The 16186-nt window shown below is 61.1% G+C and carries 12 protein-coding genes and 1 pseudogene; 9 read left to right on the top strand and 4 right to left on the bottom strand.

The window, feature by feature from the left end:
* Positions 1 to 49: 49 nt before the first annotated feature.
* From ACRQFC_RS07835 to ACRQFC_RS07845, 3 genes and pseudogenes are all read right to left on the bottom strand, one after another.
* The gene (locus ACRQFC_RS07835; RefSeq protein WP_284897286.1) at positions 50 to 1342 is read right to left on the bottom strand and encodes a type I restriction-modification system subunit M; all 1293 of its coding nucleotides are present in this window, start codon (positions 1340 to 1342) and stop codon (positions 50 to 52) included.
* Positions 1339 to 1422, bottom strand: a pseudogene (locus tag ACRQFC_RS07840) (helix-turn-helix domain-containing protein); the annotation flags it as partial. The pseudogene ACRQFC_RS07840 and the gene ACRQFC_RS07835, both read right to left, overlap by 4 nt.
* Before the next feature lie 9 nt (positions 1423 to 1431).
* Positions 1432 to 1656: a DUF6290 family protein gene (locus tag ACRQFC_RS07845; RefSeq protein ID WP_284897283.1), complete on the bottom strand. Its 225-nt coding sequence runs from the start codon at positions 1654 to 1656 to the stop codon at positions 1432 to 1434.
* A gap of 212 nt (positions 1657 to 1868) precedes the next feature.
* Between ACRQFC_RS07845 and ACRQFC_RS07850 the strand changes: the two genes are divergently transcribed.
* From ACRQFC_RS07850 to ACRQFC_RS07880, 7 genes are all read left to right on the top strand, one after another.
* Positions 1869 to 3158, top strand: a complete 1290-nt coding sequence (locus ACRQFC_RS07850; protein WP_284897280.1) for an ATP-binding protein — start codon at positions 1869 to 1871, stop codon at positions 3156 to 3158.
* Between the two features lie 193 nt (positions 3159 to 3351).
* Positions 3352 to 4119: a GntR family transcriptional regulator gene (locus ACRQFC_RS07855; protein WP_284883187.1), complete on the top strand. Its 768-nt coding sequence runs from the start codon at positions 3352 to 3354 to the stop codon at positions 4117 to 4119.
* A 196-nt stretch (positions 4120 to 4315) separates the two neighbouring features.
* Entirely contained in the window at positions 4316 to 5281 is a 966-nt protein-coding gene (locus ACRQFC_RS07860; protein ID WP_284883188.1) for a ribokinase, read from the top strand.
* Between the two features lie 23 nt (positions 5282 to 5304).
* On the top strand, positions 5305 to 6009 hold the full coding sequence (gene deoC / locus ACRQFC_RS07865) for a deoxyribose-phosphate aldolase (protein WP_284883189.1): 705 nt from the start codon (positions 5305 to 5307) through the stop codon (positions 6007 to 6009).
* 8 nt (positions 6010 to 6017) lie between these two features.
* Positions 6018 to 6992 (top strand): nucleoside hydrolase, encoded by a 975-nt coding sequence (locus tag ACRQFC_RS07870; RefSeq protein ID WP_284883190.1) that lies wholly within the window; start codon positions 6018 to 6020, stop codon positions 6990 to 6992.
* Between the two features lie 41 nt (positions 6993 to 7033).
* Entirely contained in the window at positions 7034 to 8503 is a 1470-nt protein-coding gene (locus ACRQFC_RS07875; RefSeq protein ID WP_284883191.1) for an MFS transporter, read from the top strand.
* Between the two features lie 235 nt (positions 8504 to 8738).
* A complete protein-coding gene (locus ACRQFC_RS07880) occupies positions 8739 to 10130 on the top strand; it encodes an MFS transporter (protein WP_284883192.1) in 1392 nt (463 codons plus the stop codon).
* 13 nt (positions 10131 to 10143) lie between these two features.
* On the opposite strand, the gene ACRQFC_RS07885 is transcribed toward ACRQFC_RS07880, so the two are convergent.
* Positions 10144 to 12387 carry a glycoside hydrolase family 3 C-terminal domain-containing protein gene (locus ACRQFC_RS07885; RefSeq protein WP_284883193.1) on the bottom strand — a complete coding sequence of 748 codons (2244 nt, stop codon included), beginning with the start codon at positions 12385 to 12387 and terminating at the stop codon, positions 10144 to 10146.
* Between the two features lie 271 nt (positions 12388 to 12658).
* Here ACRQFC_RS07885 and ACRQFC_RS07890 point away from each other — a divergent pair, with 271 nt between their 5' ends.
* Positions 12659 to 13918 (top strand): MFS transporter, encoded by a 1260-nt coding sequence (locus ACRQFC_RS07890; protein ID WP_284883194.1) that lies wholly within the window; start codon positions 12659 to 12661, stop codon positions 13916 to 13918.
* Positions 13918 to 16182 carry an alpha-L-rhamnosidase gene (locus tag ACRQFC_RS07895; protein ID WP_284883195.1) on the top strand — a complete coding sequence of 755 codons (2265 nt, stop codon included), beginning with the start codon at positions 13918 to 13920 and terminating at the stop codon, positions 16180 to 16182. The genes ACRQFC_RS07890 and ACRQFC_RS07895 overlap by 1 nt, the downstream gene beginning before the upstream one ends.
* Positions 16183 to 16186: the final 4 nt, after the last annotated feature.

Consider the following 16186-nt stretch of genomic DNA (forward strand, 5'->3'; position numbering starts at 1 on the left):
ATGTCCGTGGCCTACCCTGACCGGTTTAATAAGTATTTATAAACAATGCTCACACACAAACAACTTGACACACTCCGATGAGTTGGACTTTACCCTGGCGTTCTTCTGGCTTGTTGTTGTCCACTATCCATATATAGGTGGCGATACCAGTGTTGTAAAACATGTCGGTTGGTAGTGCGACGATTGCATCAACCAGGTCGTGCTCGAGAAGCCATTTGCGGATGTTTGACGGCCCAGATTCTGCTGCCCCGTTAAACAATGGTGAGCCGTTCATGACGATGCCACCTCGGCCACCGCCTTTAACTTTGGGGCGTAGTTTGCTAACTACGTGTTGCAGGAAGAGCATTTGTCCATCACTGACGGCAGGAACATTCTGTTTCGGCTTGGCCCCGCCAGCGTAGAAACGTGAGGCACTACCAAGTTCTTTGAGCTCGTTCATGACGGCAGTTTGGCTGGCTTTCCAGTCATCGCCATAGGGCGGGTTCGACATGCAGTAGTCAAAGGTTTGACCAGCGAATTTATCATCGGCGAGGGTGTCACCGAGTTGGATATTGCTGGGATCGTATCCCTTGATGAGCAGGTCGGACTTACACACGGCATAGGACTGGTCGTTGACTTCTTGGCCGTAGAGACGTAACTGGGCTTGTGGATTGAGGCCCGGTTTATCGGAACTGCCGATCAGGTGTTCTTCTGCGATGGATAGCATCCCGCCTGTGCCTACCGTGGGATCATAGATCGAGCGGATCGTTCCGGGTACGGAGAGTGCCTCGTCGTCGCCCGCGAAGACGAGATCGACAAGAAGCCGGATGGCATCCCTTGGAGTGAAGTGTTCGCCGGGTGCTTCGTTGGATGATTCGTTGAAGGTGCGGATCAGGTATTCGTAGAGGTCGCCCATCTCGGCATTGCTGACGGTATCGGGATGTAAATCGATGTTGGCGAAACGTTCGACCACGAGGTAGAGGATGTTCTTTTCCGCCATGGCGCTGATCTTGTCGGCAAGTTTGAATCGCTCGAAAACATCCATGTTGTCAGAAAAACCATTGACGTACTGTTTCAGGTTCGCCTCAAGCCCCTTCGGGTCTCCGAGCAGAGTGTGTAGCGTCCAAGGGGTGGTGTTATAGAACGGCAGTCCCGTGGCGCGCTGTACCTGGGCAGCCAACAACTCAGGATTACTTTTAAATCGTGCCACCAGTGGTTCAAGGGTGGCTTGATGGCCTGTTAGCACGCAGTCGAGTCTGCGCAGGATCGTCATCGGCAAAATAACATTGCCGTACTGGCTGGCCTTGTACGGGCCGCGCAATATATCGGCAGTGCCCCAGATAAAAGATCCGAGCTGGCTCATGCGCCTTCTTCTTTCACTTCGGTAGTGGGTATAACTTCTACGATGTCACTGATCTGGCAGTTCAAGACCTGGCAGATTCGTAAAGAATATCAATCCTCTGCGACTATACGCATGACCTCGCCCATGGAATAGCGAATTCCATCGTCTTGCTCCCGTGCCTGCCGATAGAGTTCCGTATCAATAAATTCTTCGACGCGCTCCAGGGCTGACTCACGAACAAAATCCGAAAGGCTTTGGCCCAGCGTATTGGCGTGCGCCTGAATCGACTCAAGTTCCCAAGGTTCGAAGTGGATGTCCACCGTGGATGTGTCCATGACTTACCTCTCCTACAACGTTGTGAAGCCAAGTGCTAAGGCAGCTGTATCCAAGGATATCTTCAATGGGATCGCCCGCGTGCTACAAACTGACGACTGCACCGCCCATAAACTGACGACTCGATTTCCGATAAACTGGCGACTATACGGTCTATAAACTGACGACTCCGCCCCAAAAGCGCGATATATCAGGGAAAATGAAAGCAGGCGATATGGCTCAGGAAAGCATTTCCTACCGGCCCAGGCTGGCCGATGGCGAGCTGGAGGAGGCCCTGGCGCGCGCCGGCGGTGTGCTCGTGACCGGGCCCAAAGGATGCGGGAAAACGGAGACAGCCCGCCGGTATGCCAAGAGCGCGATCCAGGCGGATATCGATCCGCAGCTCGAACAGCAATTAGCGGTGCTCCCGCAGCTTGTCCTCGAGGGCGATACCCCGCGGCTCGTGGACGAATGGCAGGTTTTCCCGGTGCTATGGGATTTGGCCCGGCATGAGATTGACCGGCGCCACCGCCCGGGCCAGTTTATTTTCACCGGTTCCGTGGCTCCGGTTTCCGCAGTGCAAGTTTTCGGGGCGTCAGTATCCACCGCTCCCGGCGAGGGCGCCGCCCGCCACAGCGGCGCAGGGCGGTTCGCGCGCCTCGTGATGGGGACTATGACCTTCGCGGAAACCGGGCATAGCGACAGTGCCGTCTCTCTGCGTGAGCTCGCGCAATTACCGCCCGGAGCTGCGATAACTCCGGCCTCCTCTTCGCTCACCGTCCCGGATATCGCCCAGCGCATCGCGCACGGGGGCTGGCCGGGCAACCTCGAGCTCAACACGGAACAAGCCCGTGCTAATAATCGTGATTATCTGGAGACCGTCTGCGCCGTCGACATTAGAATTCCGGACAATACATATCGCGACCCGCAGCGCGTCGCGGCCCTCCTCACCTCCCTCGCGCGCGGAACCGCAACGGAAATGTCCGTCAGCGCCCTGGCGCGCGATACCGGCCTGGCGCGCGATTCGGTGCGTGATTACCTCGATTCTTTGCAGCGAATTTTTATTACGACGCCGCAGCCAGCCTGGCGTGCGCATCTTCGCTCCGCAGCGCCGCTCCGAGAAGCGCCTAAGCATCACCTGGCCGATCCGGCGCTTGCCGCTGCCGCATTGCACGCGAGCGAGCGCGAGCTCCTGGACGACCTGGAGTTTTTCGGGCAGCTTTTCGAATCCCAGGTTGTGCACGATCTGCGCTACCTGGCTCGTACCGATATTTATCACGGTCGCAGCGCTGACGGGCTGGAAGTGGATGCCATCCTGGATAGTGGTGGGCGAATGGCGCTGGTAGAAGTAAAACTCGGCTCGGTCCCTAGCATTATTGATGGAGCAGCCGCGAATTTACAGCGGTTCGCGCAGCGCTATGTGAAAAGCCCGGATCCGCTGCTCGTGGTGGTGACCGGATCGGGCCTCAGTTACACCCGCCCCGATGGCGTGCACGTGGTGGCCTTCGGAAACCTCGGTGCTTGAAAGGCGGTGGCGGGGAACGTACGCCCCGCACCTCGCGCGCGTGCCACCCGCGCCTCCCGCCCCCGCCAGCCCACCATCAGGCGCTTTCCAGCGCCCTCCCAGGCCGCGCGGTACCCTAGAGATGCCGGGCAAAGCAGCCCGGATCCGAACATGTATCCGAACATAGACGTCCAGGAAGCGATGGTGAGGAACCATGCACACCGAGTCCCCGGGCCTTGACCGCAATGCCCCCACTCCGATTTTTCGGCAGCTCGCCACCTGGATGCGTGAACAAGTAAGCACCGGCGCGTGGCGGCGCGGCGACCAGCTCCCCATGGAAATCACCCTCGCCGAACAGCTCAATGTGGCCCGAGGAACCCTGCGCAAAGCCGTGGACCAGCTCATCGACGAAGGTCTGCTGGTGCGGGTGCGCGGGCGTGGCACCTTCATCGCCCACGATATTGTGCGCTCCCCGCTCACCTCCTCCCTCACCACCCTCGCCGAAGAACTCGAGCAGCGCGGCATCGACTACACCACCCGGGTGCTCGCCCAAGAAGTCATCCCCGCCCCGCCTCCGATCGCCGCCGCGTTAGGAGTAGACGGCAATATTTTCCACCTGCGCCGCATGCGCGGCGACGCCGAAGGCTCCATCACCCTCCTCGATAATTGGGTGATCCTCCCCCCGCTCTGCGCGGAACGCGCCGTCCTCGTCAAGCAGGATTACGAGGCGAATTCCCTTTTCGGCACCCTGGAAAACGGCCTCGGCATCGCCCTCTCCCACGGCAGCCGCACCATCTCCGCCGTCGGGGCTGACCGCAACCTCGCGCGCATCCTCGCAGTTCCGCACGGCTTCCCGCTCATCGACATGAAGCAGGTCACCTACGACGCCTCCGACCGTCCGGTAGAAACCTCGCGCATCTGGATCCGCCCGGACCGCCTGCGGATTCACTCCATCGTGCACCGCACCCCGCTGCCCTCGTAAAGACTGGCGCGCTTTCCAGGGTGCCCGTTGCGGAGGGTGTCCCGTTGCGGCGGCGTCCCGTTGTCGCGTGGTCACCCCCGAACCCACGGCCGGCCGCCCGCGCACCGCCCCTAAACCTGTCCACTAGCTGTACCTACTTGTATACACTTGTTCACACTGCTACCCTCGCCTTAACGCACGAGTTCAAGGGGGAGCAATGCGAATACTTGTTGTCGGCGGCTACGGCGTCGGCCTGTCATTTTTCACCGAGCGCCCGCCCGCGGACGGAGAAACCGTCTCCGGGGCGCGCTTCAGCCAGGAACACGGCGGCAAAGCATCCAACCAGGCAGTCGGGGTGGCTCGGCTGGGAATCCCGGTCAGCTTACTCACCGCCGTCGGCTCGGATTGGTACGCCCACGCCGCGCGCGAGATGTGGGCGGCCGAGGGCGTGGACGCCTCCGCCGTCGTCACCAAAGAAGGCGTCACCATGGTCGGTGCGATTATCACGGATGCCACCGGAGAAAATCGCATTATCCTCGCCAACGGGGTTTTAGACCAGCTCAGCCCGGCAGATATCGGCGCGCACGCCGCCATTTTTGAAAGCGCGGATACCGTCCTTATTTCCTGCGAGATCCCCGCGCCCAGCGTAGCGCGCGCGATAACCTTCGGGCGCGCGGCCGGGGCGCGCGTCATCCTCAACCCGGCCCCGGTGCCGCGCCTGCCCGAACATGTGTTGCGCCAGGTCGACGTCATCACGCCGAACGAAACGGAAGCGCTCGCGCTCTTGCAGATGTTAGGGAACGACGACGCCGCCGCGCTCGCGGCCCTCCCGCCCCAAGAAAAAGCCGCCCGCATCGCCCAAGCCCTGGAATGCACCGTGGTGCTCACCCACGGAGCGGAGGGCTGTTATGTGTGCGAAAGCGGGGGCCAGCCGCAGAAAATCCCAGCTGAGACGCCCCGCGCTGTTGTAGATACCACCGGGGCGGGCGATGCCACGAACGCGGCGCTCGCGGCGGCCCTCACCTGCGGGGCAACGCCCGCGGAGGCGGCCCGCTTCGCGAATTGCGCTGGCGCTCTTACCGTAGAAGCGGAAGGAGTGCTGCCGGGTATACCCAGCATTGACGATCTTCACACCCGCTTCGGTGCCGAGCGCTGCGCCGTCGTACTTCCACGTAACTCATAACAATCCGAACGGAAGGATAAATAATGGAAAAACCCACGCGTATCGCGCCGGAAGCTATTACGAATCCGCGCGATTTAGCCCCGTATATTCAACACACACTCATTAAGATCGGAACCACGCGGGCCGAATCGATCCGGCACGCGGAGCAGGCCATCGAATATGGATTCAACGCGGCGATGGTCGCCGGATCCCAGGTGCCCATTACCGCGAAGGTGCTGGAGGGTACCGGGATCGAGGTGGCCTCCGCGCTTGATTTCCCAACCACCGGGGTGATGACCTCGGCCGGGAAGGCCGCGGAAGCCGAAGCGCTGGTGAAGGCCGGCGCCACCCAAATTGATATCGGGGTGCAGATCGGGTGGCTCAAGGACGGCGAATATGACAAGTTCCGCGAGGATATTGCGGGCGTCGTCGCCGCGGGCGTGCCCGTTAAAGTGATGCTCGAACTGCCGCTCCTCACCGAGGCCGAACGTCGCGCCGCGGTGGAACTCTCCGTGGAAGCCGGCGCGAAATACCTCAAAAATGCGTCCTCCGGTTCGGTGGAAAAGGCGAGCGTTGAATCGATTAAGTTCCTGAAAAGCCTGGCGCCCGCGGGCGTTCTCATCAAGGGGTCGGGCGGCATCTCCACCTTTGACCACGCACTATCGTTGATCCGGGCCGGAGCGGCCCTGGTGGGATCCTCGAACTCGGTTGCCATTGTGACCGGGGAAAACGGCCACGAAAGTTACTAGGAGCACTCATGACGAAGGTACCTTTTATCCTCGATACTGATACCGCGCAGGACGATTGCGTGGCGATTCTATTCGGCCTTCTCGATGAGCGGGCTGATTTGCGGGCCATCACCATGGTGGCCGGAAATGTTGGTTTTGAGCGGCAGATCAAAAATGCGCAGATGACGCTCAACGCTGCCGGTAAGCTCGGCGCGGTCCCCATTCACGTGGGTTGCTCGCAGCCGATGTTGCGCGAATGGGTGTCCGCGGAGGACGTCCACGGTGACGGCACCGGCGGTTTGAGTATTGATTTTACGACGACGCACGTGGAGGACGAGCACGCCGTTGACGCTCTTCTGCGTATCACAGCTGCCCAACCGGGTGAGGTGAGCGTGGTGGCAATCGGGCCACTCACGAATATCGCGACCGCGGTGGTCAAAGACCGCAACTTCGTGAAGAACGTCAAGAGCCTCTACATTATGGGTGGATCCAATAACGGCCGTGGAAATACGATTTCCGCGGCCGAATTTAATTTCTACGTGGATCCGGAAGCCGCCCAGATTGTATTCACGGCCGGCTTCGAAGATATTCACGTGGTGACCTGGGATCCCATCACCCTGCGTGATGCCACGATCACCCGCGCGGAATACAATGCGCTGGCCGATAAGAATACGACCCTCGCGAAGTTCTTCAAGAAGGTCTGCGATACCACCCTGGACTTCAACGAATCGGTGGGGGTGGATGGCTCCACGCATCCCGATTCCATGACGGTGGCCACCCTCCTGCATCCGGAACTTATCCTCAGCGAAAACCACTACCGGGTGGATATTGAAACCGGTTCGGAGCTCACCCGCGGGTACTCGGCCATGGCCTGGGAGAAATTCCCGCTCCCCGCGAATGCGTACGTGGTGGAAGAAGCCGATAAAAAGGCGTTCTTCGCGCGGTTGGATGCTTTGCTCGCGCTGGAAACCACCCCGAATCAGCCTTTCGCGGGCCTCGCGTAGTTCTGCCGGATATCGGTTCATCATCTGTGAAGGAGAATTCCATGGCTGAACTCTCGAGGGAACAACCCCCAAGGGAACTCCCCTCCGAATATATTGAGGGGACCACGGTGCGTGCAGCCGGCAACCGCGCGATTAACCCGAAGCTGGTGCTCACCGCACTCATGCTGGTGATCGCGAGTTTCCAGCTCAACGCCACGATGCTGGCGCCGGCCATCGGAGATATGGCCAGCGCCCTCAATACCAATGCCGGGGTGATTGGGTGGAGCTCCACGGTGTTCCTCGCGGTAGCCGCGGCGCTCGCGATTTTCTTCCCGCCGCTCGCCGATAAAATCGGGCGGCGCGTGACCCTGCTGATTTCCGTGAGCTTTATGGTGGTGGGAACGGTGCTGGTGCTGGTGACCAGCAGCGTGGCCATGCTCATGGTGGGGCGCTTCCTCCAAGGTTTTTGCGGGGCCACCTTCGCGCTGGGTAACCTCACGCTGCGCGCCATCCTCCACCCGAAGAAATACGGTTTCTATATCGGGTTGGTTGCCGCGATCAATTCCGGGGTGGCCGGGATCGACACCCTGCTGGGCGGGGTGATCGTGGATCACGCCGGCTACAAGGGAATTTTCTGGACGATCCTGGCTCTGGAAGTCCTGGCTCTCATTTGCGTGGTGGCCTGGGTGCCAGAAACGCGAGTTCCGGCGGCCAGCCGCATGGACTGGGGCGGGGCGATGACCCTGACCGGTTCGTTGTGGTCGGCGAATATGGCGCTCACCTTCGGTTTCGGTTCGCTGGGCTGGGGGAACACCTGGACCATTGCTGCGATTATCGCGGCGGTGGTGCTGGCGGTGGCCTTCGTGCTGGTGGAGCGCGGGGTATCGGATCCGCTGGTTCCGCTCAACGAGCTGGTCAAACGCCAAACCTGGGGCGTGACCGGCACGGCCTTCTTCACCCTGGCTTCCGCTTTCTCGGTGCTCATGTACCTTATCCCGGCGGTATCCCAGGATGCGCAGAACGGCCTGGGTATGGGCGGCACGGAATCCGCGCTGCTCTACCTCACGCCGTTCTCACTGCTGGGCTGGCTGCTGGCACCCTTCGTGGGCAAGTACGCTCCGCGGCTGGGCTACCGCGCGATCCTGCGCGCCGGCCTGCTGGGCAGCATCGTGCTCATCACCGGGGTGGTGGTTTTCGGTTTCGAGAATCGCTGGGTGCTCTTCACCCTGGCCTTCCTCATGGGCGCCACCTACACCGCGATGTCCAATACCACCCTCAACGCCATGGGCGTGCTCTACGCTTCGCCCACCCGGCCGGGGGTGCTCCCGGGCCTAACCTCCGCGGCCTTCAACCTGGGCGCGGGCGTGGGTACCGGGGTAATGGCCTCCTTCGTGGCCCGCAATGCGGTGGCCGGCGATATTACCGCCGGGTACTCGCAGGCTGCGATTGTTGGTTTGGTGTGCGCGGTGATCGCCTTCGCGATTTCGCTGGCGCTGCCGGCCCAGGAAACGACCGGAGGTGAGAAGATCTAGGCTGGCTTTCCCGGGTGGCGGCCGGGCAGCAGCCGGGTAGCGGCCGGGTAGTAAATCCGCGGGTGGCGTTCTCCGTGAGCGCTGCCCGCGGGTTTTTCTGCTGCACACCCGGGCGATGCTGCTGGCAGCATGCACGTTGCAGTATGCACGCGGCAGCGAGCCCGCGGCCCCGCTTTTCTCGGTAGGGTGGAAGCGTTAACACCGCATGCAAAAGATCCGCACGCAAAGGATAGTTGTGACAACGCAGCACGTTTCCCGCCGCCGGCGCCCGCCGAGTTCACGCCACTACAGCGCCACCCAATTGCACCATGCCCGCCTGGCGGTGAGCGCGCTCTTCTTCACCAACGGCGCCATTTTCGCCAATATCGTGCCGCGCTTCCCCGAAATCAAGCGGATCCACGAGCTCGACAACGCCGTGTACGGCCTCGCGCTCGCGGCCTTCCCGGCCGGCGGCATCATCGCAGGTGTATTTGCCGCGCCGCTCATCCGCAAATTCGGCTCCGCGCCGGTGGCGGTGGCCGGCACGCTGCTCACCGCCCTCGGCCTCATTATGGCGGGTGTGGGCCCCACGGGAATCTTCTTCGCGGCCGGCATGTTCCTCGGCGGCGCCTGCGATGCCGCCACGGACGTTGGCCAAAACGCGCACGGCCTGCGGGTCCAGCGCCACTACGGGCGCTCAATTATTAACACCTTCCACGCCACCTGGTCCGTGGGCGCGATGAGCGGCGGCCTCATGTCCGCCGCCGCGATCGGGATCGGATTATCGGTGCCCACGCATATGGTGCTGTCCGGGATACTGTGGGCCGCGGTTGCGCTGGTGGCCCGGCGCTTCTGTTTACCTGGGAACGACGCCGCAGACCCCGGGCCAAGCGGTACTCCCGCAGGTCACGTTGGTGGCGGGGTAGGCGATGTGGGGGAGGTTGCGGCGTCGTCGGCCCTTAATGCGGATACGCAAGAAACCGAGCCCATCGAGTCAAGCGAGCCGTCCGGGACTTCGGGGCCTCTCACGCTTCGGACCGTGGCGATGCTGGGTGCGCTGGTGCTTATTGCCACGATGGGCGGGCTCATCGAGGACGCCGGGTCGAGTTGGGCGACGTTGTACGTGGGGCAGCTCGGCGCCGTGGGCGGGCTGGCTGCCGCGGGTTATGTGGGGCTGGTCGGCTCGCAGTTTGTGGGGCGGCTGCTGGGCGATGGGCTGGTGGATCGCTTTGGGCGGCGCACCGTTGCTCAGGGCGGTGCGGCGCTCATTACCGCGGGGATGGGGCTGGCGCTGCTGTTCCCGAGCGTGCTGGGCACGATTGCCGGTTTCGCGGTGGCCGGGTTTGGGTCGGCCACGCTGGTGCCGGCCGCGATCCAGCAAGCCGACGAGCTTCCCGGCCTCAAGCCGGGCACGGGCCTGACCGCGATTTCCTGGCTTATGCGCATCGGGTTCCTGGTGTCTCCGCCGATTGTGGGGATGGTGGCCGATACCTTTGGGCTGCGGACCGGCCTGTGCGTGGTGCCCTTCGCCGGTATTACGGTGCTTCTCCTCAGCGGGACGCTGAGCCAGGGCGCGCGGGGTGTTCAGAGCGAGCGGGATCAACGGGAGATCTCCACGCCACCCCGGTCCAGCGTCCGGGAGGAATAGTGAGCGCCGGCGTTTAGCTCCCCGCGGGCGCGGCGGCGCCGTCGTTACTGCCGCCGTTACCGCAGTTGTCACCGTCGTCGTTCAACTCCGCGAGGCGGGCCTCGAGTTCAGCCGGGTCAGCGCCGCGGAATCCCGCGATGGCGCTGAGCGGGGCGTCGCCCATGAGGGCGAGCATATCCACACCAAGGTCGCCACTATCAAAGGAACCGCGCACGAAGTCCTCGATAATGGCACGCCCGCCGGGAACCGCCAGGGTTTCGTTGACGGTGGAGAGCAGCGTGAGGTGGACCGGCGGTTCGTTGCCGGCCAGTTCTACCTCGGCAACCAGCGGCAGATCGCGGCTGGAGGCCCCTACCGAAATCCGGTACGTGCCCTTTTCCACCAGGAACGCGCCGTGCTCCACGGACCAATAGGCCAGATCGGCGGCACTCACCGTGATGGAAACCGCGCGGGCCTCCCCGGGCGCGAGCTCCACGCCAGCAAAACCCTTGAGTTCGCGCGGCACCCGCACCACGCGAGAATCGGGCACCGACGCATACACCTGGGCGACTTCCCGCCCCGCCACCGGCCCGGTATTGCGCACCGTGAAGCTCACCCGAATATCATTGCCGGCAGCTTCGACTTCCAGATCGCTGTACTCGAAAGTGGTGTAGCTCAGGCCGTGCCCGAAGGGGAAAGCCACGTCCAGCGCCCGCGCATCGAAACCGCGATACCCCACAAAAAGCCCTTCGCCGTAGCGCACCCCGGAGCGGTCGCCGGGGAAATGCGGGTAGGAAGGGCAGTCCTCCAGGCGCAGCGGAATTGTTTCGGTGAGCTTCCCGGAGGGGTTCGCCTTCCCGAAAATAATATTGGCGATAGCTTCGCCGCCGACCTGGCCCAGCACCCAGGTTTCCAGAATGGCGGGAACTTTATCCGCGAAGGGAATCGTCACGGCCGCCCCGTTCGTTAGCACGACGACGACATTCGGATTCACCTCCACTAACCGATCAAGGAACTCCAGCTGCGCGGCCGGGATACTGATCGTGCTGCGGTCGTAGCCTTCTGATTCTTCGGCTTCGCCCAGGCCGATGAAGGCGAGGCATACGTCAGCACCGCGCGCCTGCTCGAGGCTCGATTCGTCGAGCGGGGCGTAGGTGGCCTGCGGGGCGAGCGCCTGGATGGCATCCCAGGCCGTGGCGACCCGGGTGGGGTTCACCAGGCTCGATCCAGCGCCCTGGTAGCGCGGATGCTGGGCGAATTCCCCGAATACCGCGATGCTGGCATCGGCGCGGAGGGGAAGTGCGCCGTCGTTCTTAAGCAGAACCACAGATTGTTCCGCAACTTTGCGGGCCAGATCGTGGTGGGCCGCGGCATCGAAATCTTCCCCGCGCTCGCGCGGTGCCTTTTCTATCAACGCACTCACGCGCGCGGCCGCGGTTTCCACCGCGTTCGGCTCCAGCTCGCCGGCCCGCAGCGCGGCAAGAGTTTCCTTTTCGTGGATGCGATGCGCGGGCATTTCCAGGTCGAGCCCGGCCCGCAGCGCGGCGCGGCGGTCGCGCACCGCACCCCAATCGGACACAACCACGCCCTCATAACCCCATTCCTCGCGCAGCACCGTGGTGAGCAGCCAGCGGTTTTCGGAAACGAGCGTGCCGTTGAGGGAATTGTAGGAACACATAATCGTCCACGGGGCGGCGTCCTTGACCACCTTTTCGAAAGCGCGCAGGTAGATTTCCCGCAGGGTGCGTTCGTCCACCTGGGAATCACGGCGCATCCGGTCCGTTTCCTGGTTATTCGCGGCGAAATGCTTGAGCGAGGTGCCCACGCCGCGGCTCTGCACGCCGCTCACGTAGGCCGTTGCCATGGACGCGGTGAGGAAAGGATCCTCGCTGAAATACTCGAAGTTACGGCCGCAACGAGGGTCACGTTTGATATTAATTCCGGGTCCTAGAACGACGCCGACACCCTGCGCCCGCGCCTCCTCCGCAATCGCGGTTCCCACGGCGCGCGCCGCCTCCGGGTTCCACGTGGAACCGAGGGCCACGGCGGGCGGGAAGCAGGTGGCCGGGAGCGAGGCACCCGAGCCGAGGTGATCGCCCTCGCCAGGTTGGACCCGCAAGCCGTGCGGGCCATCGGAGACCATAATCGCATGCCCGAGCTCGTTTTCGTGGGTGTGCCAGAAGTCTTTGCCGCCGGTGAGGAGGGTGGAGGTGTGCTGGACTTTGTGGGTTTCTGGCGTTTGCTGCGGGTTTTGCAGGTTCTCTGTTTTCTCTGTCATGGTGTTGGCCTTTCTACGTCGTTGTAAGAGTGTTGTGCGGGAGCGTTGTGCCAGTACTCTGTGGTGCCTGCCGTATTTTCTACATTATCGAGATGCTTTCGCAATGTTGACACCAGAGCCGCGAGCTCCTATAGTCAATACTACTTGAAACGTTTCAATACGCACAAGGTAGAGCGTGCAGATGCGCATGACCGGCGTAAGAGACGTAAAAACCAAGTTGTCATGGCAAGGAATACGCCTGACGCAGCAGAGTGGCTGCGAAGGAGGAAAAATGAATCTGCAACGCAAAAAAGTCAACCCGTGGTGGGTGGCGACTATTGCAGGCATGGCGTCATATCTTGACGCTGCGGCGATTGTGTCCACGGGAACGGCGCTGGTGCTTTACCAGGATGCCCTCGGTTTGAGCTCTCACGCCATTGGGCATTACTCGGCACTTCTGACCCTCGGGATCGCCGCGGGTGCAATCGTCGGCGGGCGCATGGGTGACCGTTTCGGGCGACGCCATGTTTTCACCGTCACCATGATTCTTTACGCGCTCGCGGCAGCCGGGATGGTTTTCGCGGGCGGCCCTGGAATTCTCTATGCCCTCATCCCAGCTCTCGGCTTTGCGGTAGGTGCTGACCTTCCGGTTTCCTTGGCGATGATCTCAGAGGAAGCACCGCCTAGCCACAAGGGGAAGATGATTACTTTCTCCCACCTGCTCTGGATGGGCGGCATGCTTGCCGCGATGGGCATTGGCGCTGTGGTCGGAAATATGGGGCGCACGGGCGGCCAGATTCTCTATGCGCACCTAGCTATCGTCGCTGTTATCGTGCTGATTTTGCGCGCGACTCTTCCCGAATCGCAGGCTTGGGTTCAGGCGCATTCCGGCAAGGGAAGTGTTGAACCCCAGAAGATGCAGCTGCGTGAACTTTTCACCGGGCGTTACCTGCTTCCCCTGATCGGCACCGGACTCTTCTATGCCTTGGCGAACGTTGCTGCGAATACTAACGGCCAGTTCTCGACTTACATCTGGGTGAATGTTGCCGGATCCACGGTTCGTACCGCTTCGCTGGTGGGGCTCATCGGTGTGGGTGTGTCCGTGGTAGCCACGTTCTTCCTTATGCGTTTCGTGGACACCAAGTACCGCATGCCGCTCTTTGCCGGTGCCGGTGTGCTCGCTATCGCAGCATGGTCACTGCCCATTATCTTCGGTTTCCAGCCCTGGGTCCTCATTACACTCGCCATTGTTTATGCCATTGGCGGCGCCATTGCAGGTGAGCCGATGTGGAAGGTATGGTCCCAGGAACTCTTCCCCACCCTCCTTCGTTCGACGGCGCAAGGTATTACCACCGCCTTCACTCGAATTGTCGCCGCGGTGGTAGCGCTGTGGACTCCGGTGATTCTGGATGCCGGACCGCGTGTTCTCTACATCTTCATCGTTGTGCTCCAGATTATTGCCGTTCTCATCGGTGTGTTCTGGCTCGGACGTACTCGTAAGGCTCCCGATTTCATTGCTCCGACCGAGGGAGCGGTACGGAAGGATTCCTAATGCAGGACCTCACTCAACTGAAAGGGCAGTGGATTAGCCCGACGGAAGATCCGGGGCCAGAACAAGGATCATGGCGTCTCCGCCGAACCGTTATTACCGCGGGACCGGTGCGTCAAGCAACCGCTTACCTCTCCGCTCACGGGATTGTGGACATGTACGTCAACGGTGTGCTGGCTCACGAGCAAACACTTCTTCCCGGATGGATGAGCTACCGGCACCGGATGCCCATTGCCTGCCTGGACGTTACTCATTCTTTCGCGTCCGTGGAGGCGGGTAGTGCCGTTGTTCTTGACCTTGATGTGGCAGATGGGTGGTGGCGCGGTCGTTTCGGCTTCGATGGCGGCAACGTTAACCTCTATGGAGAAGATGTGGCAGCTTTCCTCCATCTGGATATCGCGTATACCGATGGTTCGCACGAGGTTATTTCCAGTGACGAATCGTGGAAATGCATCCGTTCTCCACGGGTACGCGCAGAACTCTACGGAGGGGAACACTACGACGAACGTTGCGATGTTTTGCCGAGCGCCCAGGCAGATCCAGGAACGGTGTGGCAGAACGTCACAGCCCTTTCAGTGAGTGAGGAACCAGTTTTCGTTCCGTGGCGAGAAATCACCGCAATGGAGACTCTGGAACCACAAAAAATCACGCGACTAGATGATGTTATTTTGGTGGACTTCGGGCAGAACGCTGCGGGGCGGGTATCGTTCGAGGCAGATATTCCCGAGGGTGTGACAGTAACTATTCGCCACGCAGAAGTGCTGCAAGAAGGGCGAATTTACACACGAACCCTGCGTGAAGCACATTCCATCGATGAATTCACCGGTGCTGGATGGGGGCGCCGTCGTTACGAACCACGATTTACAGTGCACGGGTTCCGGTATATCGAAATAACGGACCCGGAAGGCTCGGTGGATCTTACGACTCTCCGGCTCCAAGTTATTCGCACCCCTATCAATATGACCTCAAGTTTCGAGTGCTCCAACCCAATTCTCAACCAATTGCACTCCAATGTGCAGTGGTCCACGCGCTCGAACTTCGTGGGACTCCCGACCGACTGCCCGCAACGTGACGAGCGGATGGGATGGACCGGAGATATTCAGGTATTCGGGCCCACGGCCCTGACCCTTGGGGACTGCGCGGACTTTTTGTCCGATTGGCTCCGTGATGTGGAAGCAGAGTATCGCGAATTCGGAGTTATTCCTTGGTATGTGCCGTGGGTGCCCGCCCCCTTCTTCTGGAAAGTGGAAGATCCGGCTTCGGTATGGGACGACGTCGCAATTCTGCTCCCGTGGACTCTGTATCAAGCAACAGGAGACATTTCTTATCTTGAGCGGCATTGGGAACTCGTGTGGAGCTGGGCTCGAGACCTCCATGAGCTAGCAGGTGCGGACGGTTTGTGGCTGGAAGCTTTCCAGCTAGGGGATTGGCTGGATCCTACGGCTCCGGCTGATGCTCCCCAAGATGGTCAGACTGATCCGCAGCTGGTGGCGAATGCATACGTCGTTCGGTGCCTCACGAGGGCCGCGGATATCGCGGAGATACTCGGCAAGGATGTCGAAAAAGAGATCCGGGAGTGGGCTGCCACGTGCCGCAAGGCATTCCGCAATCGCTACCTTGATCAGGAGTCGGATACGGAAGGCCGGCTGACCTCCCATTCGCAAACCGCATACGCACTCGCGATCAATACCGGGCTTCTCGAAGAGGAAGAGAAGAAGCGGGCCGGTCAGTACCTGGCCGATTTGGTAGCGGAAAATGATTACCTCATCGGAACGGGGTTCGCGGGTACCCCTGAAATTTGTGATGCATTGACGGAAACCGGGCACCTTGATGCTGCGTATCGCTTGATTGAGCAAACGAAGTGCCCTTCGTGGGGATATCCCATCACCATGGGTGCGACAACGGTATGGGAGCGCTGGGATTCCATGCTTCCCGACGGAACGGTGAATCCCGGCGGTATGACTTCTTTCAATCATTACGCCCTGGGTGCGGTTATCGATTGGGTGTACCGGACCGTTCTTGGTATCAATGCTGCGCGGCCTGGGTACGAAGCAATCCTTCTGAAACCTCAGCCGGGTGGCTCCCTCACGCGGGCTTCTGGGCACGTAACAACACCTCACGGGCCGGTATTTCTGGCATGGTCCCTAGAAGAAAGTGTGCTGCGCGTTACCGGAGAGGTGCCGTGCGAAGCAGAACTTCTTCTCCCCAATGGAGATACCCACACCGTTAGCGGAACTTTTGATATCTCCACGAACTTGAGTAACTAAGCGC

Source organism: Actinotignum inguinis (assembly GCF_051265835.1).
GTDB lineage: Bacteria > Actinomycetota > Actinomycetes > Actinomycetales > Actinomycetaceae > Actinotignum > Actinotignum timonense.

What these genes read in the sequence shown, in the direction of transcription:
- ACRQFC_RS07835 (WP_284897286.1), bottom strand. Translation starts at nt 1,342, where the DNA reads ATGAGCCAGCTCGGATCTTTTATCTGGGGCACTGCCGATATATTGCGC.
- ACRQFC_RS07845 (WP_284897283.1), bottom strand. Translation starts at nt 1,656, where the DNA reads ATGGACACATCCACGGTGGACATCCACTTCGAACCTTGGGAACTTGAG.
- ACRQFC_RS07850 (WP_284897280.1), top strand. Translation starts at nt 1,869, where the DNA reads ATGGCTCAGGAAAGCATTTCCTACCGGCCCAGGCTGGCCGATGGCGAG.
- ACRQFC_RS07855 (WP_284883187.1), top strand. Translation starts at nt 3,352, where the DNA reads ATGCACACCGAGTCCCCGGGCCTTGACCGCAATGCCCCCACTCCGATT.
- ACRQFC_RS07860 (WP_284883188.1), top strand. Translation starts at nt 4,316, where the DNA reads ATGCGAATACTTGTTGTCGGCGGCTACGGCGTCGGCCTGTCATTTTTC.
- deoC (WP_284883189.1), top strand. Translation starts at nt 5,305, where the DNA reads ATGGAAAAACCCACGCGTATCGCGCCGGAAGCTATTACGAATCCGCGC.
- ACRQFC_RS07870 (WP_284883190.1), top strand. Translation starts at nt 6,018, where the DNA reads ATGACGAAGGTACCTTTTATCCTCGATACTGATACCGCGCAGGACGAT.
- ACRQFC_RS07875 (WP_284883191.1), top strand. Translation starts at nt 7,034, where the DNA reads ATGGCTGAACTCTCGAGGGAACAACCCCCAAGGGAACTCCCCTCCGAA.
- ACRQFC_RS07885 (WP_284883193.1), bottom strand. Translation starts at nt 12,387, where the DNA reads ATGACAGAGAAAACAGAGAACCTGCAAAACCCGCAGCAAACGCCAGAA.
- ACRQFC_RS07890 (WP_284883194.1), top strand. Translation starts at nt 12,659, where the DNA reads ATGAATCTGCAACGCAAAAAAGTCAACCCGTGGTGGGTGGCGACTATT.
- ACRQFC_RS07895 (WP_284883195.1), top strand. Translation starts at nt 13,918, where the DNA reads ATGCAGGACCTCACTCAACTGAAAGGGCAGTGGATTAGCCCGACGGAA.